Here is a 25,283-nt window from a genome sequence, read left to right on the forward strand (position 1 = left end):
CGCTGACGACGTCGGCGTTCCGGCTGCAGTGGCTGCATCCGGCGGCGTTGATGACGCGGGCGTTCCGGCCGTGGTGGTTGCGTCCCGCGGCGTTGATGACGCGGGCGTTCCCGCCGCAGTGGCTGTGTCCCGCGGCGCTGACGACGTCGGCGTTCCGGCTGCAGTGGCTGCATCCGGCGGCGTTGATGACGCGGGCGTTCCGGCCGTGGTGGCTGTGTCCCGCGGCGTTGATGACGCGGGCGTTCCGGCCTCCGCGTCGGCGTCGACCAGGACGGCTGCCGCTGGTGTCTCGGCGACGACCGGTGACGCGTCCGGCTCGGTCGAATCGGCCGACGTTGTCGCTGACGGTCTCGGGTCGGCCGGTGCTGCTGCTATGGGTGTCACGGTCGAGAGTGAGACGCTGACCGAGGATGCGTCGGTGCTGTTCGAGTCGCGCGGGCTGCGGCAGGTATTCGCCGAGGACGTGATGCGGATCGAGCTCGACGAGTCGCTGCCGCCGGCTCCGGAATGGCCGCTGGGTGTAACCGTCGCCAGCTGGAGCGGGGCGGTCGCGCAGCGGTTCCACGCGACTTATCACGCGTCGTTCTCCGACCGGCCGGGCTTTCCCGGCGACCCGGCCGAGGAGTGGATCGCCGAGAACGAGGAGGACGAGGACTTCCTCCCGGACTGCTCGCTGCTGGTGACTCTGCCCGACCTGTGCGACGCCGGCTTCATAACAGCCGCCCGCGACTGGGTGGTCCAGGTCGGCGTGGTGCCGTCGGCCCGGCGCCGTGGGCTGGCCGCCGCACTGATCCTCGAATCGCTCTCCCGCCAGCGGGCCGCCGATGGCACCCATGCCTGGCTCACCGTCAACGTCAACAACCCCGGCGCGGCCGACCTCTACCGCCGCCTCGGCTTCACCGACCGCGGCCGCCGAGCCCGCTACCGCTGACCGCATCCACGAGTTCGGTCCCGGTCCGCCGGTCGCGCGCGAGGCAGTGGGCTGGCTGCGCTTGGTGGGCCGGTTATGCGAGGTGGGCTGGCAGCGCGAGGTGGCTGACCGCGCTAGGTGGGCTGGTGGCGTTAGGTGAGCCGGTTTGGGTGGGCGTTCGTTTGGTGGCATCGATGGTGGAGGTCGGGGTAAGCGGGCTGATGACGAGTGTCGGGTGGGGTGTGGGGAGTGGTGGCGCAGTGATTCGCTGGGTGGACGCGTACATCGATCGGCCTGGGGAGCAGTTGGACGCCGCCGTCGCGTTCTGGGCCTCGGTCACCGGGTCGGATCCTGAGCCGCAGAAGGACCCGGGGTTCGTGCGTCTGCGGACCGCCGCCGGTGACGACTGGCTGGCGATCCAGGGCGTGCGGGACGGGACCGGCGGCCACCACCCCGACATCTGGGTCGACGATCTGGCCGGCTTCAACGGGCGGGCCCTCACCGCCGGGGCCACCGTGGCCGCCGACCATGACGGGTGGCAGACGTTCCGGTCGCCCGCGGGGCTGGAGTTCTGCACGGCTGAATGGCAGGGGCAACACGTACGGCCGAGGCCCTCGAACGGGCCCGGCGGGATCACCCTGCGCCCGCACCAGCTGTGTTTCGACCTGGCGCCGTCGGTCTACGACGACGAGGTGCGGTTCTGGCAGACGCTCACGGAGTGGCGCCTCGACGAGGGTGTGCGGGCCGACGAGTTCGTGCGGCTGCAGCCCGAGCCACCCGTCCCCGTACGGTTCCTGCTGCAACGCCTCGACGAGGAGCGCGCAGCCTCGGTCCACCTCGACGTGTCGTGCTCCGACCTCCCGGCCGCCCGCCCGTGGCACGAGTCCCTGGGCGCGACCTTCGTCGGCGAGTGGCCGCACTGGACCACCTTCCGCGACCCGGCCGGCGGCACGTACTGCCTGACCAAAGGTGACCCCGCACAGGACTAGCCCTGCGGCGGGACGTCCAGGTAGTGCTCGACCAGCGGCGGCTGCGCGAAGAACTCGCCGATGAGGCCGCGCCACTGCGTGAACCGTTCGCTGTTGCGGAAGTTCTCGAGGTGGGCCTCGACGCTGTCCCACTCGACCAGCAGCACGAATCGGGACGGGGACTCCACGCCACGGGTCATGCGCACCGAGCGGCACCCGGGCGTGCCGGCCAGGATCGGATGCCCGATCTGGTACGCGGCGGCGAAGGCGTCTTCCGAGCCGGGGGTGATGTCGATCAGCGCGACCTCGAGAACCATGGACAGCAGCCTGCCACAGGCTAGGTTCCTAGGACGCATACGGGTTGCGCCGAGGTATCGTCGAGATGGCCGCCCCGAGGCTTACCGCGGGATGACACTCGACACGGTTTGCCCGGTGCTCTGCCGTTGTGGCGTCCGATGCGTCACAATGGCTGCCGTAGGAGGGGAGTATTCCCTCGTGCCGGTCTCGTCAACACGGAGCGCCCAACCCCCTGCAGGGCGCACCCGGGGCCGGCGGTCGTCCCCAGACGGCGGAAGAGACCTCCGACAGTCGCACGTCGCTGTTCCCGCCGCTCCCGGTGCGGGCGCAGCGCCGGACCGTGTCTGCCGGAGGCATTAGTTGAACATCTCCGCCTGGGTTTGGATCGTCACCCTGGTTGTCGTCCTCGCCGTCCTCGCCGTTGATCTGCTGATCATCGGGCGCCGGCCGCACGAGCCCTCGATGAAAGAGTCGAGCAGCTGGGTCGCGTTCTACGTCGCCCTCGCCCTGGCCTTCGGCGGCGGCATCTGGTTCTTCGCCGGCGGGCAGTACGCCGCGGAGTTCTACACCGGCTGGCTCACCGAGTACTCGCTGAGCGTCGACAACCTCTTCATCTTCATGATCATCATGGCTCGGTTCGCCGTGCCGCGGCAGTTGCAGCAGAAGGTGCTGCTGATCGGCATCGTGCTCGCGCTGATCATGCGCGGCGCGTTCATCGCCGCCGGCGCCGCGCTGATCTCGCAGTTCTCCTGGGTCTTCTACATCTTCGGGGCGTTCCTCGTCTACACCGCGATCACCCTGCTCAAGGAGGGTGAGAACGACGAGGACGACTTCAAGGAGAACGTGCTGATCCGCTGGGCCAAGCGCGCCCTGCCCGTCTCGTCGTCGTTCGGCGACGGCCGCATGATGATGTTGACCGAGACCGGCAAGCGCCTCTTCACACCGATGCTCATCGTCATGATCGCGATCGGCACGACCGACCTGCTGTTCGCGCTCGACTCGATCCCCGCGATCTTCGGCATCACCAAAGAGCCGTACCTGGTCTTCACGGCCAACGTCTTCGCGCTGATGGGCCTGCGCCAGCTGTTCTTCCTGCTCGGCGGCCTGCTCGAGCGCCTGGTCTACCTCAACTACGGCCTGGCCGCGGTGCTCGCCTTCATCGGCGTCAAGCTCTTCCTCGAGGCCCTGCACACCAACAACCTGTCGTTCATCAACGGCGGCCACGGCGTCCACTGGGCCCCCGAGATCCCCATCTGGCTCAGCCTGCTGATCATCCTCGGCACCCTGGGCATCGCCACCGCCGCCAGCCTCTTCAAATCCTCCCGCGACGCCAAAAGAGAACTAGCCGGCTCCAACCACTGAAGCCAGATCAAGACCATGTCGTAGCGGGGCGGTGAGTAGCAGACCGCCGCTCCCGCCGAGGGCCGCGGCGGGATGAGCAGGGCGCTGGCGCGCCCAAGGCGCTCATCCCACCACGGCGACGTGAGTGATGGGTGACGCCCAACTTCAAAGATCAACCCCTCCGGCTACGCGGCCTGAGGGGTTGATTGGTTTTCGAGCGCGACCGCTCACGCAGGTCGCCCGGGTGGGGTGAGCGCCTTGGGCGCGCCGGCGCCCTGCTCGCCCTGCCCGGGCCCTCGGCGGGAGCGGCGGTCTGTACCCACCGCCCCGCTACGACATCCTGTTCTTGATGTTGCTTACTGCTGGTGCTTGCGGCGGGCGGCCTGGCGGCCACGGGTCTGCTGGTCGAGCACCACCTTGCGGATGCGGACGGCGGCCGGGGTGACCTCGACGCACTCGTCCTCGCGGCAGAACTCGAGGGCCTGCTCGAGCGAGAGCTTGCGCGGCGGGATCACCTTTTCGGTGTTGTCGGCGCTGGCCGCGCGCATGTTGGTGAGCTTCTTCTCCTTGGTGATGTTGACGTCCATGTCGTCCTCGCGGGAGTTCTCGCCGACGATCATGCCCTCGTAGACCTCGGTGGTCGGCTCGACGAACAGCTGACCGCGCTCCTGGATGTTGATCATCGCGAACGGGGTGACCGCGCCGGCCCGGTCGGCCACCAGTGAGCCGTTGTTGCGGGTGCGCAGCTCGCCGAACCAGGGCTCGTAGTCCTCGAACAGGTGGTGCATGATGCCGGTGCCGCGGGTCTCGGTCAGGAACTCCGTGCGGAAGCCGATGAGGCCGCGCGCCGGGACCAGCCACTCCATGCGGAGCCAGCCGGTGCCGTGGTTGATCAGCTCTTCCATGCGGCCCTTGCGGGTGGAGAGCAGCGTGGTGATGGCGCCCATGTACTCGTCGGGGGCGTCGATCGTCAGGCGCTCGACCGGCTCGTGCGTCTTGCCGTCGATGGTGCGGGTGACCACCTGGGGCTTGCCCACGGTGAGCTCGTAGTTCTCGCGGCGCATCTGCTCGACCAGGATGGCCAGCGCGAGCTCGCCCCGGCCCTGGACCTCCCAGGCGTCGGGCCGCTCGGTCGGGAGTACCCGCAGCGAGACGTTGCCGATGAGCTCGCGGTCGAGGCGGTCCTTGACCATGCGGGCCGTGACCTTGGCCCCCTTGACCTTGCCGACCAGCGGCGACGTGTTGGTGCCGAGGACCATCGAGATGGCCGGCTCGTCGACGGTGATCAGGGGGAGGGGCTTCGGGTTCTCGGCGTCGGCCAGGGTCTCGCCGATCATGATCTCGGGGATGCCGGCGACGGCCATGATGTCGCCGGGGCCCGCGCTCTCGGCCGGCTTGCGGTCGAGGCCCTCGGTGATCAGCAGCTCGGAGATGCGGACGTTGCTGATCGTGCCGTCGGTCTTGCACCAGGCGACGGTCTGACCCTTGCGGATCGTGCCCTCGTGGACCCGGCACAGCGCGAGGCGGCCGAGGAAGTTCGACGCGTCGAGGTTGACGACGTGGGCCTGCAGCGGCGCGCCCTCGGTGTACGTGGGGGCGGGGATGGTCTCGAGGATCGTGCTGAACAGGACCTCGAGGTCGGTGCTGTCTTCCGGGACGGTGCCGTCCTTGGGCTGGGTCAGGGAGGCGATGCCGTCGCGCGCACACGCGTAGACGATCGGGAACTCGATCTGGTGCTCGTCGGCGTCGAGGTCGAGGAAGAGCTCGTAGGTCTCGTCGACGACCTCTTTGATGCGGGCGTCGGGCCGGTCGACCTTGTTGATGATCAGAATGATCGGGAGCTTGGCCGCGAGCGCCTTGCGGAGCACGAAGCGGGTCTGCGGCAGCGGGCCCTCGGAGGCGTCGACGAGCAGGGCGACGCCGTCGACCATGGTGAGGCCGCGCTCGACCTCACCGCCGAAGTCGGCGTGGCCGGGGGTGTCGATGATGTTGATGGTGACGGGGTCACCCTCGGCGGGCTGGTAGCTGATCGCCGTGTTCTTGGCGAGAATGGTGATGCCCTTTTCCCGCTCCAGGTCCATGGAGTCCATGACGCGGTCGGCCATCTCGCCCCGCGCGTGGGACTGGCTCCCCTGGCGCAGCATGGCGTCGACCAGGGTGGTTTTGCCATGGTCGACGTGGGCGATGATGGCGACGTTGCGTAGGTCGGTGCGGGTCTGCATACACCCATTGTCCCCGGTGAAAGTTGCGACCCCGGGTCGGGGTCCATCGACGTTTCAGTCCTGGTTTAAGGGTGCAGCGCCGGGGCGGAAAGTAGGCCTACCGTGCGCCATCGACAGTGGTGAACGCGGGGAGGAACGAGATGGCGCGAGGACTCAAGATAGGCGCGGCGGTCGTCGCGCTGGTCATAGCCACGGGGTGCGGCCTGGTCCGCGGCAACGACGACGACGATGTGGCCGCGCCGGTCCCGGCCTCGACGGAGGAGAGCGTGGCCCCGCCGACCGAGGAGCCGGAGCCGGTCGACGAGGTCACGGAGTCGCCGACGCCGGCGCCGACGACCAAGAAGCCGTCGAAGAAGCCCACGACCAGGGCCGCCGAGCCGACGCAACCCGCGTTCTGGAGCGAACTGCCGGAGTGCGCGCACTACGACAAGACGAAGCCGGTGGCCAAGAAGACGGTCAAGAAGGCGCTCCGGACCGCCTCGGCCCGCATCTACTGGCGTACCGAAGCGCCGACCTTGAAGTTGAACTATCCGCTGGTCAAGGCCATCGCGTGGCAGGAGAGCGGCTGGCAGACCAACATCCACAACTGTGATGGCGGCACGGGTGTCATGCAGGTGATGCCGGACACCGTGTCGATGATCAACAACCGGTTCGGGCTGAACTACAACGCCAAGAACTACAAGGACAACGCGTTCGTGGGCGCCAACTACATCGCGTGGTTCACCCGGTGGGCCGGGCAGAACTACTTCAAGGAGAACTACAACCTCAGCCCGAGCAAGTGCAAGTCGCACACGTCGTGGTGCCTGCTCAACGTCGTGATCTCGGGCTACAACGCAGGTCAGGGCAGCATCGAGGCCGCGGCCGAGAGCAAGACCCTGCCCAACCCGGAGTACGTGGCGGCCGTACGCTCGTTGATGAACCGGTGCGAGTGCGACCAGTTCTGAGCGCCGAGATACACTAGTCGGCAGTACCCGGGCCCGTTTTGCGCTGCTGAGAGCGGCGAGTGTAAGGTCTCGGGGTTGTCGTGTGTCGAAAGAAGCTGGCGAGCTGCGATTTGAGGGCCCGTGCAGCTCACCTTAAGGAGCCTTACGCAATGCCGCCCAAGAAAAAGACCCATGAGGTAACCCTCGCGCTTGAGGCGGGTAACGCCGCGATGGTCGACCTCGGCAAGATGCTTGGTCCGACCGGGGCCAACATGCGTGCGGTGAAGGTCGAGTACGACGAGGCCACGTCGAAGAACCGCGGCGAGATCATCCCGGTCATCGTCAGCGTCTACGAGGACCGCAGTCACACGCTGGCCTACAAGACGCCGCCGACCAGCTTCCTGATCCGCAAGGCTCTGGGCATCCAGTCGGGCGCGTCCAACCCGCTGACCCAGACCGTGGGCACGCTGAGCCAGGCCCAGATCAAAGAGATCGCCGAGCGCAAGATCGTCGACCTCAACGCGAACGACCTCGACGCCGCGATCAAGGTTGTCGCCGGCACCGCCCGCTCGATGGGTGTGAAGGTCGCTTCCTGAACCACCTGAGAACGGGCCCCGGGGTGAACCCGGGGCCCGTTTTTCTATGCCTTGCCGATGATCTCGTCGATCAGCCCGTACTCGAGGGCCTCCTGAGCGGTGAGGCTGCGCCCGGCCGACAGGTCGTCCTCGACCCGGCTGCGAGACTGCCCGGACACCTCGACCAGTCGCAACGTGACCTCTTCGAGTTCGCGCAGGTGCTGGCCGGCGGCCCGGGCGACCTCGTCGGCGGTGCCGGTGACGCCGGTCGAGCGGGGCTCGTTGAGCTTGAACCGGGCGTGCCGGTAGGCGGCCCGGTGCTCGGCCGCGGCCAGCAGGGCGATCACGGCCCCGCCGGCCTGTGAGGTGACCACCGCGTGCACCGGCGCGGTCATGGCGTCGATGACGTCGATGATCGACAGGACGGCCCCGAGCTCACCGGCCTGGCTGGCCAGGTGCAGCTGCACCGGGGCCGGACCGGCCGAGTCGAGGGTGAGCAGCGCGGCCGCTATGCCGGTGGCCGCCTCGGCCGTGAGCTGGCCGCGGACCAGCACGATGCGCTGGTCGAACAGCTTCTCCTCGAGCCAGCCGGGCATGCTCTGTTGGGGCCACGGTTCTGGCTGTGGGGGCTGACCCCAGCGCCCCGGATCGTGCCGCATCTCCACCGAGCACCTCCCGCCCCTACGTTACTGCCGCCAGCGCCAGTTCACTTCGGCCTCGGTCGGGGGCGGGCCGGGGAGCGGGGCGTCGGCGCGGAGGCCGTCGAGCAGGAGGGTGACGTAGCGGCGGCGCAGGTCGGTGGTGCGGTCGGCGTCACCGGGGACCCGGACCGCGGCGCACATCTCGAGCAGCACCGTCACGTCGGCGGCGACGGCACCCGGCCGCATGCGGGGAAGGGCGCGCTCGAACAGCGCGTCGCCGAGCACGCCGGCCCGCATCGCATCGGTGTTCATCTCGGCCGTGGGGGTGAACGTGCCGGCCAGGTGCACGGTCAGCGAGTGAACGTCGGCCTCGACCACCCCGCGCAGGAACTGCTCGAACGCCGCCCAGTCGTCGGCTTCGCGAGCGGCCTGCTCGGCCTCGGCGATGAACCGGCGCAGCCCGTCATGGCAGAGGGTGCGCAGCAGGTCTTCTTTGCCGGGGTAACGCCGGTAGAGCGCGCTGATGCCGACCCCGGCCCGCTCGGCGACGGCTGAGATCGGCGCGCGGGCGTCGGCCAAGAACACCTCGCGGGCCGCGGCCAGGATGGCCTCGCTGTTGCGGGCGGCCCCTTGAGTCCTCATGAGCACAGATTACCCCTGGAACGGAACGTTCCGCTCTGCTACCTTGAAACGGAACGAAGTATTCCGTTCCCTTGAAAGAGGCTGACATGACCGAGATCCGCCCCTTCCGCATCGCCGTCGACGAGAAAGACGTCGCCGACCTCCGCGACCGCCTCGCCCGCACCCGCTGGGGCAGCGAGATCCCCGGCCAGGGCTGGCAGCGCGGCGTTCCGGTGGCCTACCTGCAAGAGCTGGCCGCCTACTGGGGCGGAGAGTTCGACTGGCGGGCCGCCGAGGCCCGGCTCAACGAATTGCCCCAGTTCACGACCGAGGTCGACGGGCAGACGCTGCACTTCGCGCACATCCGCTCGGCCAACCCCGAGGCGGTCCCGCTGCTGATCAGCCACGACTGGCCCGGCTCGTTCGCGCTCTACCAGCCGGTGGTCGAGGCGCTGAGCCCCGACTTCCACCTGGTGCTGGCCAGCAACCCGGGCGTCGCCTTCAGCGGCCCGCTGACCGAGGCGGGCTGGAACACGGCCCGCAGCGCGGCCGCGCTCAACGAGGTGATGAGCCGGCTCGGCTACGAGCGCTACGGGGTGCAGGGCAACGGCGGTGGCGCCGCCATCGCGGTCGAGATGGGCCGCCAGCAGCCGCGCAAGGTGATCGGCGTGCACGTCAACGGCCACATCACGTTCCCGCTGGGCGATCCGGCCGAGTTCGAGGGGCTGACCGAGGCCGAGCAGGCGCGGCTGGGCCGGTTGCAGGAGTTCCGCGACGACAAGATGGGCTTCAACGCCATCCAGTCGACCCGGCCCCAGACGCTGGCCTTCGGTCTGCACGACTCGCCGGTCGGCCAGTTGGCCTGGATCGTCGAGAAGTTCCAGGAGTGGACCGACCCGGCCGCCGTGCGGCCCGAGGACGCGGTCGACCGCGATCTGCTGCTGACCAACGTGAGCCTGTACTGGTTCACCGGCACGGCCGGTTCCTCGGCCAACCTGTACTGGGAGATGGCGCACGACCCCTCGGCGTGGGCTCCGAAAGAGAAGTCGGCCGTGCCGCTGGGGGTGGCACTGGGCGTCACCGACATCACGGTGCGCCGGTTCGCCGAGCGGGACACCCCGGTCACGCACTGGACCGAGCTGCCCGCCGGTGGGAACTTCCTTTCGGCCGAGCAGCCCAAGATGTTCGCCGACGACGTGCGTGCGTTCTTCCACACACTTCGCCACTGACGGCAAACTCTCCTCTTACGGAAGAGTAGGGTTCCCTCTCGTGCCCTCGATCAACAGGCCGGCCTGGCTGGCTTCACCCCGTGTACTGCGTACCGAAATCCTGGCCGGCCTGGTGGTGGCGCTCGCGCTGATCCCCGAGGCCATCTCGTTCTCGATCCTGGCCGGGGTCGACCCCAAGGTGGGGCTGTTCGCGTCGTTCACCATGGCCGTCACGATCGCCTTCACCGGGGGCCGGCCGGCCATGATCTCGGCCGCCACCGGGGCCATCGCCCTGGTCGTGGCGCCCCTGGCCAAGGAGCACGGCCTCGACTACCTGATCGCCGCGGTCATCCTGGGCGGGCTGCTGCAGGTCGTGCTGGCGCTGATCGGGGTGGCCAAGCTGATGCGGTTCATCCCGCGCAGCGTCATGGTCGGCTTCGTCAACGCGCTGGCCATCCTGATCTTCAGCGCGCAGGTGCCGCACCTGATCGGCGTGCCGTGGCTGGTCTATCCGCTGGTCGCGGTCGCGCTGGCCGTGATCGTGCTGCTGCCCCGGCTGACCACCGCGGTGCCGGCCCCGCTGGTGGCGATCGTCCTGCTCACCGTGTTCACGCTGGTCGCGCACGTCGTGGTGCCGACCGTCGGCGACGAGGGTGAGCTGCCGGGCAGCCTGCCCACGCTGGGCCTGCCCGACGTGCCGTTCAGCCTAGGCACCTTGCAGATCATCGCACCGTACGCCCTGGGCATCGCCCTGGTCGGGCTGATGGAATCGCTGATGACGGCCAAACTGGTCGACGACGTCACCGACACCCGCTCCGACAAGACCCGCGAGTCGTGGGGCCAGGGCGTGGCCAACATCGTCACCGGTTTCTTCGGCGGCATGGGCGGCTGCGCGATGATCGGCCAGACGATGATCAACGTGAAGGTCTCCGGCGCCCGGACCCGGTTGTCGACCTTCCTGGCCGGCACGTTCCTGCTGATCCTGGTGGTGGCGCTGGGCGACGTCGTGGCCCTGATCCCGATGGCCGCCCTGGTCGCCGTGATGATCATCGTGTCGGTCGGAACGTTCGACTGGCACAGCATCGCGCCGGCCACCCTCAAGCGCATGCCCGCCGGCGAGATCATCGTGATGGTGGTCACCGTGGCGGGCACGCTGGCCACCAAGAACCTGGCCGTCGGAGTGGTGCTGGGCGTGCTCGCGGCGATGATCGTCTTCGCGCGCCGGGTCGCCCACTTCACCGAGGTCAGCAAGAACGGCAACACCTATTCCGTACGGGGGGAGCTGTTCTTCGCCTCGAGCAACGACCTCGTGCACCAGTTCGACTACGTGGGCGACCCCGAGCACGTCGTCATCGACATGGGCGGCGCCCACATCTGGGACGCGTCGTCGGTGGCCGCGCTCGACGCCATCAACACCAAGTACGCCGCCCACGGCAAGAACGTCGAGATCATCGGGCTCAACGAGGCCAGCGCCGACTTCCACAAGAACCTCGCAGGCAGACTGAACGCATGACGGGACGGCACATGCAAATCGGCGAGGCGGCGGATCGGGTCGGGCTGAGCATCCGCACCATCCGCCACTACGAGGAGGCCGGGCTGATCGTGCCGTCCGCCCGCAGCGACGGCGGGTTCCGGCTCTACACCGAGCCCGACCTCGACCGGCTGCGCGTGGTCAAGCGCATGAAGCCGCTCGGCTTCACCCTCGACGAGATGCGGGACCTGCTGGAAATTCTCGACGACCTGACCGCGGGCACGGGGGAGCGGGCCGCGCTGCTCGACCGGCTGGCCGGCTTCCACCAGGCGGCCGAGGCCCGGGTGCAGGCGCTGCGCGACCAGCTGGCGTACGCCGAGGAATTCGCCGGGCAGATGAAGCAGCACCTGGCCGAGCACAGCTGAGGTCAGGCCGAGGTCAGGCGGGCTGTCTTCTCGGCGTACATCTCGACGTCGGCCGCGGCCAGCAGGGCGTCCGCGTCGGGCTGGGGGAGCCGGCCGGCCGCGGCCAGACCGATGCTGACGCCGACCTCGTAAACCTCGTCACCCCGGCGTACGGGCTCAGCCGCCAGGGCCCGCAGCCGCCCGGCCAGGGCGTGGGCCGCCTCCTCGCTGTCCACGTGCTCGGCCAGCACCACGAACTCGTCGCCGCCGAGGCGGGCCGCCACGTCACCCGGACGCACCTCGGCGACCAGGCGGCGAGCGAACTCGACCAGCACGAAGTCGCCCGCGGCGTGCCCGTAGCGATCGTTGACCTGCTTGAAGCCGTTCAGATCGAGATAGAACAGCACCGGGCCGAAGGCGTCGTCCCGCGGCCGGGTCAGGGCGGCCTCCAGCATCGTGCGCAGCGCCGGGCGGTTGGCCAGCCCGGTCAGCTGGTCGTGCTCGGCCTGGTGGGCCAGCACGGCCCGGATCCGTTCCTGCTCGCGGACCACGAAGACGAACCGCACCAGGATCAGCGTCGTCATCAGCACCACCGAGACCACCAGCGACACTCGGCTCAGCGTGCCCTCGAAGCTGTGCAGCCCGGCCATCGTGGGCAGCACCAACAACGCGATGCCCAGGAAGACGACCCGGGCCGGGTGCAGCCGCTGCTCACGGGTGATCCGATCGGCGATCCGGTCCGCGTCCCGATGCACGACCGCGGCCACGAGCAGGCTGTTGGCCAGCAGCAGCACGCCGTCGAGGCGTTCGGCCTGCACGGCCCGGGACAGGCTGGGGAACAGCTCCGGCAGCGTCGAGATGCCGATGTCGCCGACCAGGGTGAGGGCGAGCGCGCCGACCAGGTAGGGCGTCGGGCCGCGCTTGGTGCCCGGGACCAGCACGAGCACCGCGATCGCGGCGAACAGCAGCACGTCGCCGAACGGATAGAACGCCGCCACCGCCACCTGCAACGACAGGCGCTGGTCCTCGGCCGCCGGCAGGATGATGAACTGCCAGCAGAGCCAGGCCATGACTGTGGCCATGACGAGCCCGTCGAGCAGGCCTTCGCGCAGCCGGCCGGGCGCGCGCAGCTGGGTCAGGCGGACCAGTCCGGCCGCCAGCAGCGGGTAACCGGCGATCCACAGCAGGTCGGACGGGGTCACCTCGCCCAGGCCGCCGGTGATCCAGGTGAGCGTGTCGTAGAGCAGGTCGCCGGCCAGCCAGACCGACAGGGCAGCCACGATGAAGGCGTACCCGGACCGCGTCGGGCCGCGCAGCGTGCGCATCCGCACCCAGGCCAGCCCGACCATGGCCGCGAACGCCCCCAGGTACGACCAGTGCGCCGCCGCCGTCCCCGGCGCGAACGCCGACACCGACCCGGCGAGCAGGGCGAACGCGGGCACCAGAAGGGCCGGCACACGTCTCATACCTACCTCATCGGCATGAACGAGCACCGCTCAAGCCAACTACCGGTCCCTGGTCACGGGGACACCGTCCACAGGGCGTCGAGAGGGAGAGCTCGGATGCGATCACCGAACGAAAGGGTCTGCTGGCCGGTGTAGAGGACATAGCCGGCGACGAAGCGATCGCCCAGCAGCCGGGCCAGGTGCCGGAGGCCGCGGAGATCTTCCGTACGCACCGACGCCCCGGCCTTGACCTCGATGCCGACAACCCGGCCGTCCGGTGTCTGCAGCACCCCGTCGACCTCCACCCCGTCCTTGGTGCGGAAGTGGAAGAGTGACGCTCGCTGCTCGGCCCAGGTCAGTTGGCGCGCCAGTTCCATCAGGACGAAGTTCTCCACGATCTGCCCGGCCGCGCCGCCCGGCTCTCCGAGGCGAGCCGCGTCCTGGCCGATGAGATGGCAGGCCACACCCGTGTCGACCAGGGCGAGTTTCGACGTGCCGACGGCACGCTGGGTGAGGTTGGTCGACCAGGCCGGGACGCTCTTGATGAGGAAGACCGAGGACAGCAGCTCGAGGTAACGGACCAGGGTCGACCGGGAGAGGCCGACCTGGCCGGCCAGCGTTCCGGGTACGAGCAGGTGGGCGGCGCGGCCGGCGAGCAGGGTGAGCAGCTTGAACATGTCGCCGCGGCGCTCGATGCTGGAAAGCTCGAGCACATCGCGCTCGATGAGGGTCGACAGGTACGAGTCGAAGAAGGCGGCCCGGCGGCGGGGCGTCCGGCGAACCGCTTCGGGGAAACCGCCGGCGACCGCCCGCTCGAGGTAGTCCCGCCGGCGAAGGCTCGACGACCGGTCGAGGGTGTCCCCGTGACGGAAGGCGGCATCGACGAAGTCGTCCGGCTCACGACCCAGTTCACCCTGGGAGAACGGCCAGAGTTCGATGATTTCCATCCGGCCCGGAAGCGCGTCCGGCAGGGTGCGCAGGGCCAGGACGCGAGAGGAGCCGGTCAGGATGAACTGACCCGGCCGCGGATCGAGGTCGACCTTCAGTTTGATGGGCCGCAGCAGTTCGGGCGCGAGCTGGATCTCGTCGATGACCATCAGACCCGAGTGATCGACGAAACTGGCCGGGTCGTCCTGGGCGGCCCGCAGCACGGTGGGGTCGTCGAGCAGTCGGACCGTCGTTCCCGTGCGATCCGCGGTCGCGAGCCGGGTGAGCGTGCTCTTGCCGGCCTGACGCGCGCCGTTGACGAGCACCACACGGGTATCGCCGAGAGCTTCGTCGACCAGGGCCTGAGCGCGCCGGGGGATCACCTCTGACATGGAATTATTATGCGCTGCAGCGGGCCCGTGTGGTCATTTGGCCGCCACCTGCGTGGTCATCTGGCCGCTATTTCTGTGGTCATTCGGTCGCGAGGCGGACGGTCACCAGCCGCGGTCGCGCCATTCGGCCAGGTGGGGGCGTTCCTGGCCCAGGGTGGAGTCGTTGCCGTGGCCCGGGTAGAACCAGGTCTCGTCGGGCAGGCGGTTGAACAGCTTGAGCTCGACGTCGTTGAGCAGCGACTCGAAGTTCTGCTTGTTGCCGCGCGTGTTGCCGACGCCGCCGGGGAACAGGCTGTCGCCGGTGAAGAGGTGGCCGACGCCGTTCGGGTCGTGGAAGAGCAGGGCGATCGAGCCCGGCGTGTGGCCGACCAGGTGGATCACCTCGAGCGCGTGCTCGCCGACCGCGATCAGGGCGCCCTCGCGCACGGTGCCGGTGACCACGGGGATCTCGGCCGCGTCGTCGGCGTGGGCCAGCGAGGCGGCGCCGGTGGCCTCGACCACCTCGGCCAGCGCCTGCCAGTGGTCGCCGTGACGGTGGGTCGTCACCACCGTCTCGAGGCCGGCCTCGCCGATCAGGTCGAGCAGCGTACGGGAATCGGCCGCGGCGTCGATCAGGAGCTGTTCGTCGCCGCTGCGCAGCAGGTAGGCGTTGTTGTCCATCTCGCCCACCGACACCTTGGTGATGGTGAGGGAGCCCAGGTCACGAACGGCGGCCGGGCCGCCCCGGGTCACTTCGCCGGTGTACGCCATCACTTCCACCTCGCTGGGGTCGGGAGCTCGCCGTCGGGCGAGACGGTCAGGTCGGCGCCGTCGCCGCGGCCGGTCAGCCAGGCCGCGATCGACTTGGTCGGCCCGCCGACGACGGGCGCGTCCGGGTCGTCGCCGATGGTGAGCGCGTGCTCGATGCCGTAGGGCCGCAGCTGCACGGCCGGCGTGTCCGGGCCGGCCCCGGCGACGACCTCGCGCAGCAGCCGCAGGGCGAACGCGTCCGACCAGTCGGCCGGCGTGTAGCCCAGGCCCAGGTCGGCGTGGTGCACGGTCACCTCGCGGAGCCGGGCCCACGGCACGGCCGCGGCCGACTGCCCCAACCAGGGCAGGAAGTACGCCCACCCCTCGGCCGGCAGGGCCGCGCCGGCGTCGGCGAACCGCTCGTGGGCGGCGCGGATGTCTTCCAGTTGCTCGCGCAGGGGACGGCCGGCGCCGTCGGAGATGCCCGCTTCGCGCGCTTCCGGCGAGGCGTACGGCGGGGTGTCGACCCCGGTGCGGGCCGTGGTCAGCAGGTTGGTCATCGCGTCGGCGTTGCGGGCCACGTGGGTCAGCACGTGCCCGACGGTCCACCCGGGCAGCCGCGACGGCGCGCCGACGGCCGCCGGGTCGAGGTCGGCCGCGGTGCGCAGCAGGTCGTCGGTGGCTCGGTCGACGTCAGTGAGCAGGACGAGCGGATCCATAGTCACGCTGAGAACCCTAGTGGAGAGGAAATCGCTTTCGCCCGGGTAGCGGCAACCGTACCGTCGGTGCAGACGCGTCGATCAGATCCCGCGGAGGAGGTGGGGAGCGTGCTGTTCGTCCTGGCGTCCCTTCACCCGGAGGCCCTGGCCTGACCCGCGAGGTCCGGCGAGCCTCCCGTCCGCGAAACGGGTTCTCATGTCGCACGATCTGTCCCAGCTCGGCTGGGACGAATCCCTCGTATCCGCTTACCGTCCCTACGACCGATCCGACGCCACCGCCGGCCGCGTGCTGCGGGCCGACCGGGGTGTCTGCACCGTTCTCGGCTCCGACGGCGTCACCCGGGCCAGCCTCGGCGGCAACGTGCTGCTCAAAGCGGCCAAAGACCCGGCGCTGCTGCCGTGCGCCGGCGACTGGGTGGTGCTGCGCCACTGGCCCGACCGGCGGACCACGATCGAGGCTGTCCTGCCCCGGCGCACCTGTTTGTTGCGCCGTACCTCCGACAAGGACAGCACCGGTCAGGTTCTCGCCGCCAACATGGACACCGTGGCCGTGGTCGAGCCGATCCATCCCGAGCCGGACGACGCGCGCATCGAGCGCCTGCTCGCCCTGGCCTGGGAATCCGGCGCGCGGCCGCTATTAGTGCTGACCAAGGCCGACATGTCGCCCACCCCCGAAGCGATCAGCCGGCAGATCGCCGCTATCGCGCCAGGTGTGCCGGTGGTCGCGGTCAGCGCGCGGCTCGCCCTGGGGGTCGAGCAATTGCGGGCGTACGCCGGGAAGGGCCGCACCTTGGCCTTGCTCGGGCGTTCCGGGGCGGGGAAGTCGACGCTGGTCAACGCGCTCGCCGGGACGCCGGTCATGCCGGTCCAGCAGATCCGCGACGTCGACGGCAAGGGGCGGCACACCACCGCTTACCGGAACCTCGTGCTGGTGCCGGGCGGCGGCGCCGTGCTGGACACACCGGGCATCCGGGGCGTCGGCCTGCTCGATACCGCGGACGGGCTGGCCCGTGCTTTTGCCGACGTCACCGAGCTGGCCGCGCGCTGCCGCTTCGACGACTGCCGGCACGAGACCGAGCCCGCCTGCGCGGTGGCCCTGGCTGTCGCCGACGGCAGTCTGGCCCCGCGGCGGCTGGCCAGCTGGCGCAAACTGCGGCACGAGATCGAGGTCGAGTCGGCCCGCCAGTCGGCCCGCCTGGCCGGGACGGCCGGACACCGCCGCAGGCGTTCCTGACGTACCCTTCTGCCACAATGCTCCGGTGCGTGCGGTGGAGGAAGTCGTCGAAGGCCGGGCTGAGACTCGGCCGCCGGCGCCGGAGCCACGGCGGCGCCGGGCCGATCTCTGGGCGCTGCTGAGCTACGGGTTGCTCGCCGTGCTGGTGCTGAGCCGGCTGTGGCGCGACCCCAGCGGCCGGGTGCTGGCCGGCAACGACGACGACCACGGCTTCTTCATGTTCGTCATGGCGCACGGCGAGCGGGTGCTCTTCCACGGCGACAACCCGCTGTTCAGCGACCGGATGAACGTGCCCGACGGCATCAACATGATGGCCAACACCACGGTGCTGGCGCTGAGTGTGCCGTTCGCCCCGGTCACCCACTGGCTGGGCGCCGGTGTCACCGTGGTGCTGCTGCTCACGCTGGGTCTGGCCGGCACGGCCGCTGCCTGGTACTGGGTGCTGTCGCGCCACCTGGTGCAGAGTCGCGTCGCGGCCTGGATCGGCGGCCTGTGGTGCGGGTTCTGCCCGGCGATGGTGTCGCACGCCAACGGTCACGTGAACTTCGTCAGCCTGTTCGTCGTGCCGTTCATCGTCTGGCAGGTGCTGCGGCTGCGCGAGCCCGGCCGGGCCGTGCGCGGCGGGGTGATCCTGGCCCTGCTGATCGTGGTGCAGGTCTTCCTGAACGAGGAGATCCTGCTGTTCACCGCGCTCGCCCTGGGCGTCTTCGTCATCGCGTACGCGCTGATGGTCCCGGCCCGGGCCAAGCGCGAGGCGCGGCCACTGCTCGCCGGTCTCGGTGTCGCGGCGCCGATCTCCCTGGCGCTGCTGGCCTACCCGCTCTATTTCCAGTTCACCGGTCCCGGCTCGTACAGCGGGCAGCCGTTCCTGCCGGACAAGTTCGCCACCGACCTCGCCTCGCTGGCCGGCTTCGCCCGCCAGTCGCTGGCCGGCACCGACGAGCTGGCCCGCCGGATGAGCGTCAGCAGCACCGAGGACAACACGTTCTTCGGCCCGGTCGGCCTGGTGATGATCGTGGCCGCGGTGGTGGTGCTGTGGCGTTCGGCGGCGGCCCGGGCCGCCGCGATCTCGGCGTTCGTGCTGCTGGTCGTGTCGATGGGCCCGAGCCTCAAGGTGTTCGGCTCCGACACCGGCGTCCCGCTGCCGTTCGGCCTGGTCAGCCACGTGCCGATCATCGACCTGGTCAGCGTGACCCGGTTCGCGATGGTGCCCGCGACCATCGCCGGCGTGCTGCTGGCGCTGGCCACCGACCGGATGCGCGGGTTCACCCCGCGTGGGCGGCGGTTGTGGGCGGTGGGCCTGGTGCTGGCCCTGGTGCCGATGGCGCCCAAGCCGCTGCCGGTGTTCGACGCCGATCCGATGCCGTCGTTCATCGCCCAGGGCACCTGGCGGCAGTACGTGACCGAGGGTCGCACCCTGGTCACGGTGCCGTTGCCCGAGGTCACGTATGGCCGGGACGGGGTGCGCTGGCCGGCGCTGACCAACCTCGAGTACTCGTCACCGCGTGGCTACTTCATGGGGCCGCTCGACCCGCCCGACGACATCACCGGCTCGTGGAACGCGCCGCGCCGGTTCTCCAGCGACCTGTTGTGGCGGGTGCAGCAGTACGGCGAGCGCCCTCGGCTGAGTGCGAGCGACAAGGCCCGGATCACCGACGACCTGGTCTTCTGGCGGGCCGCCGTGGTCGTGCTGGTGCCCGGCACGACCAACGAAGGGCCGCTGCTCGACACGCTCACGGCCGCGCTCGGTGAGCCTCAGCAGGTGGGCGGGGTGCGCCTGTGGGACGTACGCTCATTGCCGGTTCCCTCGAACGAGTGATCTAAAGAAGCGCGTTCTGCGGGAATTAGCAGGATGTGACAAGCGCTGCACTTCTCCGGGCCCGGCGGCGGCAAAACTTGTCGTACCCCATGGCTAGAGTGGCCGCGGCTCTGCTCGTTTCAAACACCTGTACGGAGAGGCTGGCTGTGGCCGACCGTTTGACTATTAGAGGCGCGCGCGAACACAACCTGCGCGACGTCAGCTTGGACCTGCCCCGCGACGCCCTGATCGTGTTCACCGGTCTGTCCGGCTCCGGCAAGTCCAGCCTGGCGTTCGACACGATCTTCGCCGAGGGGCAGCGGCGCTACGTCGAGTCCCTCTCGTCGTACGCGCGGCAGTTCCTCGGGCAGATGGACAAGCCCGACGTCGACTTCATCGAGGGCCTGAGCCCGGCGGTGTCGATCGACCAGAAGTCGACCTCGCGCAACCCGCGCTCGACGGTCGGCACCATCACCGAGGTCTACGACTACCTGCGCCTGCTGTTCGCGCGCACGGGCATCCCGCACTGCCCGGTCTGCGGCGAGCGGATCAGCAAGCAGACCCCGCAGCAGATCGTCGACCGGGTCCTCGCCATGGACGAGGGCACCCGCTTCATGGTGCTGGCCCCGGTCATCCGCGGCCGCAAGGGCGAGTACGTCGACCTGTTCGCCGAGCTGCAGGCCAAGGGCTACGCCCGGGCCCGGGTCGACGGCGTGGTCCACCCGCTGACCGAGCCGCCGAAGCTCAAGAAGCAGGAGAAGCACACCATCGAGGTGGTGGTCGACCGGCTCAGCGTCAAGGCGAGCAGCAAGCAGCGGCTCACCGACTCGATCGAGTCCGCGCTTGGCCTGGCTGCCGGCATCGTCGTGCTCGACTTCGTCGACCTGCCCGAGGACGACCCGCAGCGCGAGCGCCGCTTCTCCGAACACCTGGCCTGCCCCAACGACCACCCGCTGGCCATCGAGGACCTCGAGCCCCGGGTGTTCTCGTTCAACGCTCCGTACGGCGCCTGCCCCGAGTGCACCGGCCTCGGCACCAAGAAAGAGGTCGACCCCGAGCTGCTGATCCCCGACGAGGAGCGCAGCATCCGCGAGGGGGCGATCCAGCCCTGGTCCGGCGGCCAGACCCAGGAATACTTCCTGCGCCTGATCGAGGCGCTGGCCAAGGCCGAGAAGTTCAGCGTCGACACCCCGTGGCGCCAGCTGTCGAGCCGGGTCCAGAAGCTGATCCTGCACGGTGCGGAAGACCAGGTCCACGTCCGCTACCGCAACAAGTACGGGCGTGAGCGCTCCTACTACACCGGCTTCGAGGGCGTGGTGCAGTGGATCGAGCGCCGCCACAACGACACCGAGAGCGACTGGTCGCGCGACAAGTACGAGGGCTACATGCGCGACGTGCCCTGCCCGACCTGTGGCGGCACCCGGCTCAAGCCCGAGGTGCTGGCCGTGACGATCGCCGGCAAGAGCATCGCCGAGGTCTGCAACCTGTCGATCGGTGACTGCGCCGACCTGCTGGCGAGCATCGAGCTCGACAGCCGGCAGAAGATGATCGCCGAGCGGGTCCTCAAAGAGATCAACGCGCGGCTGCGCTTCCTGGTCGACGTCGGTCTCGAATACCTGTCGCTCGACCGCGGCGCGGGCACGCTCTCGGGCGGCGAGGCCCAGCGCATCCGGCTCGCCACCCAGATCGGCTCGGGCCTGGTCGGCGTGCTCTACGTGCTCGACGAGCCGTCGATCGGCCTGCACCAGCGCGACAACCACCGGCTCATCGAGACCCTGGTCCGGCTCAAGAACCTGGGCAACACGCTGATCGTCGTCGAGCACGACGAGGACACGATCCGCCAGGCCGACTGGATCGTCGACATCGGCCCCGGCGCCGGTGAGCACGGCGGTCACATCGTGCACAGCGGCTCGGTCGAGGGCCTGCTCAAGAACCGCAAGTCGCCGACCGGGGCCTACCTGTCGGGCCGCAAGTCGATCCCGACCCCGGCCGGTCGCCGCCCGCAGATGCCGGGCCGCGAACTGGTCGTGCAGGGCGCCCGCGAGCACAACCTGCGCGGGCTGACCGTGCCGTTCCCGCTCGGGCAGTTCATCGCGGTCACCGGGGTCAGCGGCTCGGGCAAGTCGACGCTGGTCAACGACATCCTCTACACCGTGCTGGCCAACCAGGTCAACGGCGCCCGCATGGTGCCGGGGCGGCACACCCGCATCACCGGGCTCGAGAACGTCGACAAGGTGGTCGGGGTCGACCAGTCGCCGATCGGCCGCACCCCGCGGTCCAACCCGGCTACGTACACGGGTGTCTTCGACAACATCCGCAAGCTGTTCGCCGAGACGACCGAGGCCAAGGTGCGCGGCTACGGTCCGGGCCGGTTCTCGTTCAACGTCAAGGGCGGTCGCTGCGAGAACTGTGCGGGCGACGGCACGATCAAGATCGAGATGAACTTCCTGCCCGACGTCTACGTCCCGTGCGAGGTGTGCAAGGGCGCCCGCTACAACCGCGAGACGCTCGAGGTGCACTACAAGGGCAAGACCATCTCCGAGGTGCTCGAGATGCCGATCGAGGAGGGCGCGAGCTTCTTCGAGGCCATCCCGGCCATCCACCGGCACCTCAAGACGCTGGTCGACGTGGGCCTGGGCTACGTGCGGCTCGGCCAGCCGGCCCCGACCCTGTCCGGCGGCGAGGCCCAGCGCGTCAAGCTGGCCTCCGAGCTGCAGAAGCGGTCGACCGGCAAGACGGTCTACGTGCTCGACGAGCCGACCACCGGCCTGCACTTCGAGGACATCCGCAAGCTGCTGCTGGTGCTCAACGGCCTGGTCGACAAGGGCAACACGGTGATCACCATCGAGCACAACCTCGATGTGATCAAGAACGCCGACTGGCTGATCGACATGGGTCCCGAGGGCGGCAGCAAGGGCGGGCTGGTGCTGGCCACCGGCACCCCGGAAGAGCTGGCCGAGGTGCCCGAGAGCCACACCGGTCAGTTCCTGCGGCACATGCTCGGCCTCGAGGGCGAGGGTACGGGGTCGCCCGCTGCGGTCGGCCGAGCCGCCAAGGCGAACGGGGCGGCGGGCAAGACGGCCGCGGTCAAGGCGGCGCCGGTCAAGGCCGCGCCGGCGAAAGCCAATGGCGCCGCCGCGAAGCCTCGGGCCACCCGGTCGCGCGCCAAGGCCACAACTCAGGCGTGATGACCCCGGGTCTTCAGCAAGGTCACAGGTGACTCAAAGCTACGACGCCCGGTCGGGGACATAGCCTCGACCGGGCATTGCTTTGTGCGTGGCAAATGCTGACGAACCCCAACAGAAACCCGCACCCGGCAGCGGATAATTTCGCGGTGAGCCTGAACTGGGTGAGCCGCGCCAGCGTATGTAGAGGCGACGCCGCGTGACGACTCACGCGGAACAGGCACTGGAGGACACACGATGACAGACGTGCAGACCACGACCGACGCCGAGCGCCACGAGGAGGCGACCGAGCGTCCGCGTTCGGCCAAGACGCGCCGTGTGGTCCTGCTCGGCGCCGGTGCGGCGGGCGCCACGGCCGTCCTGGCCGCCTGTGGCACGGGCTCCTCGTCCACCAACAGCAACGGCACCGACTTCAGCGACAACCCCGGCCCGGCCGGCAGCGCAGGTCCCGGTGGTGGCAGCAACGGCGGCAGTAACGGCGGCTCCGGCGGCGCGACCCTGGCCGCCGTGGGCGACGTGCCCGAGGGCGGCGGCATCATCGCCGGCGACTACGTGATCACCCAGCCCGTGGCCGGCACGTTCAAGGCGTTCAGCAAGGTGTGCACGCACGCCGGCTGCGACGTCAGCAAGATCGACGGCGGTCAGATCACGTGCCCGTGTCACAACAGCAAGTTCTCGATCGACACCGGCGAGCCGACCTCCGGGCCGGCCACCAAGGCGCTGCCCGCGACCGAGGTCAAGGTGGACGGCGACAACATCGTCGCGGCGTGACTTCCGGGCCGGAGGTCCGCGCCGTGGCGGCGGCGACGGACCTCCGGTCGGGTAATCATGTCAGTCCCCCGCACTAGTGTTGAGTCTGTGCCAGACCCCTCCAGCTATCGCCCCGCGCCGGGCACCGTTCCCGAGTCGCCGGGCGTCTACCGCTTCCGCGACCCGGGCGGCCGCGTCATCTACGTGGGCAAGGCCAAAAACCTGCGCAACCGGCTGAATTCCTACTTCGCCGACACGTGGTCGCTGCACGCGCGTACGCAGCAGATGGTCACCACCGCCTCCAGTGTGGACTGGGTGACCGTCGGCACCGAGGTCGAGGCGCTGCAGCTCGAGTTCTCCTGGATCAAAGAGTTCGACCCGCGCTTCAACGTCAAATACCGCGACGACAAGTCCTACCCGTTCCTCGCGGTCACCCTCAACGAAGAGTTCCCGCGCCTGCAGGTGATGCGCGGGGCCAAGCGCAAGGGTGTGCGCTACTTCGGGCCGTATTCGCACGCCTGGGCCATCCGCGAGACGCTCGACCTGCTGCTGCGCGTCTTCCCGGCCCGCACCTGCTCGAGCGGCGTGTTCAAACGTTCCGGTCAGATCGGCCGCCCCTGCCTTCTCGGCTACATCGGCAAGTGCTCGGCCCCGTGCGTCGGCACGGTCACGGCCGATCAGCACCGCGCGATCGTCGACGACTTCTGCGACTTCATGGCGGGCAAGACCGACACGTTCGTCAAGCGGCTCGAACGCGACATGATGCAGGCCTCCGAAGAGCTCAACTTCGAACACGCGGCCCGCCTGCGCGACGACATCGCCGCCCTGCGCCGCGCGATGGAGAAGCAGACCGTCGTGCTGGGCGACGGCACCGACGCCGACGTGGTCGCCTTCGCCGAAGACCCGCTCGAGGCGGCCGTCCAGGTCTTCCACGTGCGCGACGGCCGGGTGCGCGGCCAGCGCGGCTGGGTCGTCGAAAAGGTGGAAGATCTGACCACCGGCGACCTGGTCCACCACTTCTGCAGCCAGGTCTACGGCGGCGAGGAGGGTGAGGGCGACGTGCCGCGCGAGGTGCTCGTGCCCGCCCTGCCCGACGACGCCGGCGCGCTGGCCGACTGGCTCTCCGAACACCGGGGCAGCCGGGTCTCGCTGCGCGTGCCCCAACGCGGCGACAAGCGCACGCTGATGGAAACGGTGTCCCGCAACGCCGGCGAGGTGCTGCAACGCCACAAGCTGCGCCGCGCGGGCGACCTGACCACCCGCAGCAAGGCGCTCGACGAGATCGCCGAGGCGCTCGGCCTCGACTCGGCGCCGCTGCGCATCGAGTGCTTCGACGTGTCCCAGATCCAGGGCACCGACGTGGTCGCCTCCATGGTCGTCTTCGAGGACGGTCTGGCCCGCAAGAGCGAATACCGGCGCTTCGCGATCCGCGGCAACCCCGACGGCAGCGGCACCGACGACCTGGCCGCGATGAGCGAAGTGATGCGGCGGCGGTTCGCCCGCTTCCGCGCCCAGCCCGGCGCCGACGCCCCCCAGGATCACCCCGACCCCGACGATCCCGACGACGCCGACCTCGTCGGCGCCGATGACACCGACTTCGCCGGCGCCGACGACAGCGCGGCCGGCAGCGTCGCGAGCGGGACCGCCGCGCCAGGCTCCGGCGGCGGTTGGGCCGAGGCAGCCGCGGCCGGGCAGCTGGCGGCCGGGCCGGCGGCCGACGACGCGGCAACCAATGGCATGACTGCCGCTGCGACCGGTGGCGTGACTGCCGCGGCGACCGGTGGCGTGACGGCCGCGGCGACAGGTGGCGTGACGGCCGCGGCCTCGGTCGCGAGCGGGCTGGACGACGGCGACGTCGCCACCGCCGATCTGCCGGGCATAGACCCGCTGACCGGTCGCCCCCGGCGCTTCGCCTATCCGCCGCAGCTGGTGGTCGTCGACGGCGGCCAGCCCCAGGTCAACGCCGTCGCCGCCGTGCTCTCCGACCTGGGCATCACCGACGTGGCGCTGTGCGGCCTGGCCAAGCGGCTCGAAGAGGTGTGGCTGCCCGGCGACGACTTCCCGGTGATCCTGCCGCGCACCTCCGAGGCGCTCTACCTGTTGCAGCGGGTGCGCGACGAGGCCCACCGCTTCGCCATCACGTTCCACCGTCAGCGCCGCTCCAAGCGGATGACCGCCTCGGCCCTCGACAACGTCCCCGGCCTGGGCGAGACCCGGCGCAAGGCCCTGCTGCGCCACTTCGGTTCGCTCAAGCGGGTGGCCGCGGCCACCCCTGAGGAGATCACCGAGATCCCCGGCATCGGCCGCCGCACCGCCGAGGCCCTGCTGGCGGCGCTCAACCCCGAGCCCACCAAGCCGGCCGCCGACGGCGGACCGGCCGCGGAGGGCTCCGTCCCCTCCGGCGGAGCGGGCCGCACCAAGGCCGGCGCCAACCGCTCGAAGGCGCCGCACCCCAGCGCCGGAAACCGGGGCTGACAACTGCCGATCGCTTCATGCCCGCGATGCTGCCCGGATCCGCGCCCG

At 69.8% G+C, this 25,283-nt stretch carries 21 protein-coding genes; 13 read left to right on the forward strand and 8 right to left on the reverse strand.

Going from position 1 to position 25,283, the window contains the following annotated elements:
* Both M1L60_RS37505 and M1L60_RS37510 read left to right on the forward strand, forming a co-directional pair.
* On the forward strand, positions 1-931 hold a 931-nt coding region (locus M1L60_RS37505), incomplete at its 5' end, for a GNAT family N-acetyltransferase (protein WP_253242327.1).
* Positions 932-1,170: 239 nt separating this feature from the next.
* Entirely contained in the window at positions 1,171-1,899 is a 729-nt protein-coding gene (locus tag M1L60_RS37510; RefSeq protein WP_253242328.1) for a VOC family protein, read from the forward strand.
* Here M1L60_RS37510 and M1L60_RS37515 read toward each other — a convergent pair.
* On the reverse strand, positions 1,896-2,195 hold the full coding sequence (locus M1L60_RS37515) for an antibiotic biosynthesis monooxygenase family protein (protein WP_253242329.1): 300 nt from the start codon (positions 2,193-2,195) through the stop codon (positions 1,896-1,898). The two genes, M1L60_RS37510 and M1L60_RS37515, sit on opposite strands and share 4 nt — an antisense overlap.
* Before the next feature lie 340 nt (positions 2,196-2,535).
* Between M1L60_RS37515 and M1L60_RS37520 the strand changes: the two genes are divergently transcribed.
* The gene (locus M1L60_RS37520) at positions 2,536-3,537 is read left to right on the forward strand and encodes a TerC family protein (protein ID WP_253242330.1); all 1,002 of its coding nucleotides are present in this window, start codon (positions 2,536-2,538) and stop codon (positions 3,535-3,537) included.
* A gap of 335 nt (positions 3,538-3,872) precedes the next feature.
* On the opposite strand, the gene typA is transcribed toward M1L60_RS37520, so the two are convergent.
* Positions 3,873-5,738, reverse strand: coding sequence for a translational GTPase TypA (gene typA, locus M1L60_RS37525; protein WP_253242331.1), 1,866 nt, complete (start codon positions 5,736-5,738; stop codon positions 3,873-3,875).
* Positions 5,739-5,878: 140 nt separating this feature from the next.
* Here typA and M1L60_RS37530 point away from each other — a divergent pair, with 140 nt between their 5' ends.
* Both M1L60_RS37530 and M1L60_RS37535 read left to right on the forward strand, forming a co-directional pair.
* Positions 5,879-6,682 carry a transglycosylase SLT domain-containing protein gene (locus M1L60_RS37530; protein WP_253242332.1) on the forward strand — a complete coding sequence of 268 codons (804 nt, stop codon included), beginning with the start codon at positions 5,879-5,881 and terminating at the stop codon, positions 6,680-6,682.
* 149 nt (positions 6,683-6,831) lie between these two features.
* Positions 6,832-7,257 carry an uL11 family ribosomal protein gene (locus tag M1L60_RS37535; protein ID WP_253242333.1) on the forward strand — a complete coding sequence of 142 codons (426 nt, stop codon included), beginning with the start codon at positions 6,832-6,834 and terminating at the stop codon, positions 7,255-7,257.
* Between the two features lie 44 nt (positions 7,258-7,301).
* Here M1L60_RS37535 and M1L60_RS37540 read toward each other — a convergent pair whose 3' ends face one another.
* Both M1L60_RS37540 and M1L60_RS37545 read right to left on the reverse strand, forming a co-directional pair.
* Positions 7,302-7,832: an ATP-dependent Clp protease proteolytic subunit gene (locus M1L60_RS37540; RefSeq protein WP_253242334.1), complete on the reverse strand. Its 531-nt coding sequence runs from the start codon at positions 7,830-7,832 to the stop codon at positions 7,302-7,304.
* A 90-nt stretch (positions 7,833-7,922) separates the two neighbouring features.
* On the reverse strand, positions 7,923-8,519 hold the full coding sequence (locus tag M1L60_RS37545) for a TetR/AcrR family transcriptional regulator (RefSeq protein ID WP_253242335.1): 597 nt from the start codon (positions 8,517-8,519) through the stop codon (positions 7,923-7,925).
* Between the two features lie 86 nt (positions 8,520-8,605).
* Here M1L60_RS37545 and M1L60_RS37550 point away from each other — a divergent pair, with 86 nt between their 5' ends.
* The 3 genes from M1L60_RS37550 to M1L60_RS37560 are packed head-to-tail and all read left to right on the forward strand — an operon-like array spanning position 8,606 to position 11,602.
* Positions 8,606-9,727, forward strand: a complete 1,122-nt coding sequence (locus tag M1L60_RS37550) for an epoxide hydrolase family protein (RefSeq protein WP_253242336.1) — start codon at positions 8,606-8,608, stop codon at positions 9,725-9,727.
* A gap of 40 nt (positions 9,728-9,767) precedes the next feature.
* Complete coding sequence (locus M1L60_RS37555; RefSeq protein WP_253242337.1) at positions 9,768-11,219, forward strand: SulP family inorganic anion transporter; 1,452 nt, start codon at positions 9,768-9,770, stop codon at positions 11,217-11,219.
* Positions 11,216-11,602 carry a MerR family transcriptional regulator gene (locus M1L60_RS37560; RefSeq protein WP_253242338.1) on the forward strand — a complete coding sequence of 129 codons (387 nt, stop codon included), beginning with the start codon at positions 11,216-11,218 and terminating at the stop codon, positions 11,600-11,602. Before M1L60_RS37555 ends, M1L60_RS37560 begins: the two co-directional genes overlap by 4 nt.
* 2 nt (positions 11,603-11,604) lie before the next feature.
* Here M1L60_RS37560 and M1L60_RS37565 read toward each other — a convergent pair whose 3' ends face one another.
* From M1L60_RS37565 to M1L60_RS37580, 4 genes are all read right to left on the reverse strand, one after another.
* Positions 11,605-13,047 carry a GGDEF domain-containing protein gene (locus M1L60_RS37565; protein ID WP_253242339.1) on the reverse strand — a complete coding sequence of 481 codons (1,443 nt, stop codon included), beginning with the start codon at positions 13,045-13,047 and terminating at the stop codon, positions 11,605-11,607.
* Positions 13,048-13,100: 53 nt separating this feature from the next.
* Positions 13,101-14,345, reverse strand: coding sequence for an ATP-binding protein (locus M1L60_RS37570; RefSeq protein WP_253242340.1), 1,245 nt, complete (start codon positions 14,343-14,345; stop codon positions 13,101-13,103).
* 102 nt (positions 14,346-14,447) lie between these two features.
* A complete protein-coding gene (locus M1L60_RS37575) occupies positions 14,448-15,095 on the reverse strand; it encodes an MBL fold metallo-hydrolase (RefSeq protein WP_253242341.1) in 648 nt (215 codons plus the stop codon).
* The gene (locus M1L60_RS37580) at positions 15,095-15,799 is read right to left on the reverse strand and encodes a maleylpyruvate isomerase family mycothiol-dependent enzyme (RefSeq protein WP_253242342.1); all 705 of its coding nucleotides are present in this window, start codon (positions 15,797-15,799) and stop codon (positions 15,095-15,097) included. The genes M1L60_RS37575 and M1L60_RS37580 overlap by 1 nt, the downstream gene beginning before the upstream one ends.
* A 190-nt stretch (positions 15,800-15,989) precedes the next feature.
* Here M1L60_RS37580 and rsgA point away from each other — a divergent pair, with 190 nt between their 5' ends.
* The 5 genes from rsgA to uvrC all read left to right on the forward strand — a co-directional run bounded on the left by rsgA (position 15,990) and on the right by uvrC (position 25,235).
* Entirely contained in the window at positions 15,990-17,027 is a 1,038-nt protein-coding gene (rsgA, locus tag M1L60_RS37585) for a ribosome small subunit-dependent GTPase A (RefSeq protein ID WP_253242343.1), read from the forward strand.
* Between the two features lie 25 nt (positions 17,028-17,052).
* The gene (locus M1L60_RS37590; RefSeq protein ID WP_253242344.1) at positions 17,053-18,846 is read left to right on the forward strand and encodes a hypothetical protein; all 1,794 of its coding nucleotides are present in this window, start codon (positions 17,053-17,055) and stop codon (positions 18,844-18,846) included.
* A 146-nt stretch (positions 18,847-18,992) separates the two neighbouring features.
* On the forward strand, positions 18,993-22,013 hold the full coding sequence (uvrA, locus tag M1L60_RS37595) for an excinuclease ABC subunit UvrA (protein ID WP_253242345.1): 3,021 nt from the start codon (positions 18,993-18,995) through the stop codon (positions 22,011-22,013).
* Between the two features lie 234 nt (positions 22,014-22,247).
* Positions 22,248-22,781, forward strand: coding sequence for a Rieske (2Fe-2S) protein (locus M1L60_RS37600; RefSeq protein ID WP_253242346.1), 534 nt, complete (start codon positions 22,248-22,250; stop codon positions 22,779-22,781).
* 57 nt (positions 22,782-22,838) lie between these two features.
* Positions 22,839-25,235, forward strand: a complete 2,397-nt coding sequence (uvrC, locus tag M1L60_RS37605; RefSeq protein WP_256518027.1) for an excinuclease ABC subunit UvrC — start codon at positions 22,839-22,841, stop codon at positions 25,233-25,235.
* Positions 25,236-25,283 lie beyond the last annotated feature (48 nt).

Origin of the sequence: Paractinoplanes aksuensis, from assembly GCF_024137025.1 — a bacterium.
GTDB classification, from domain to species: domain Bacteria; phylum Actinomycetota; class Actinomycetes; order Mycobacteriales; family Micromonosporaceae; genus Actinoplanes; species Actinoplanes aksuensis.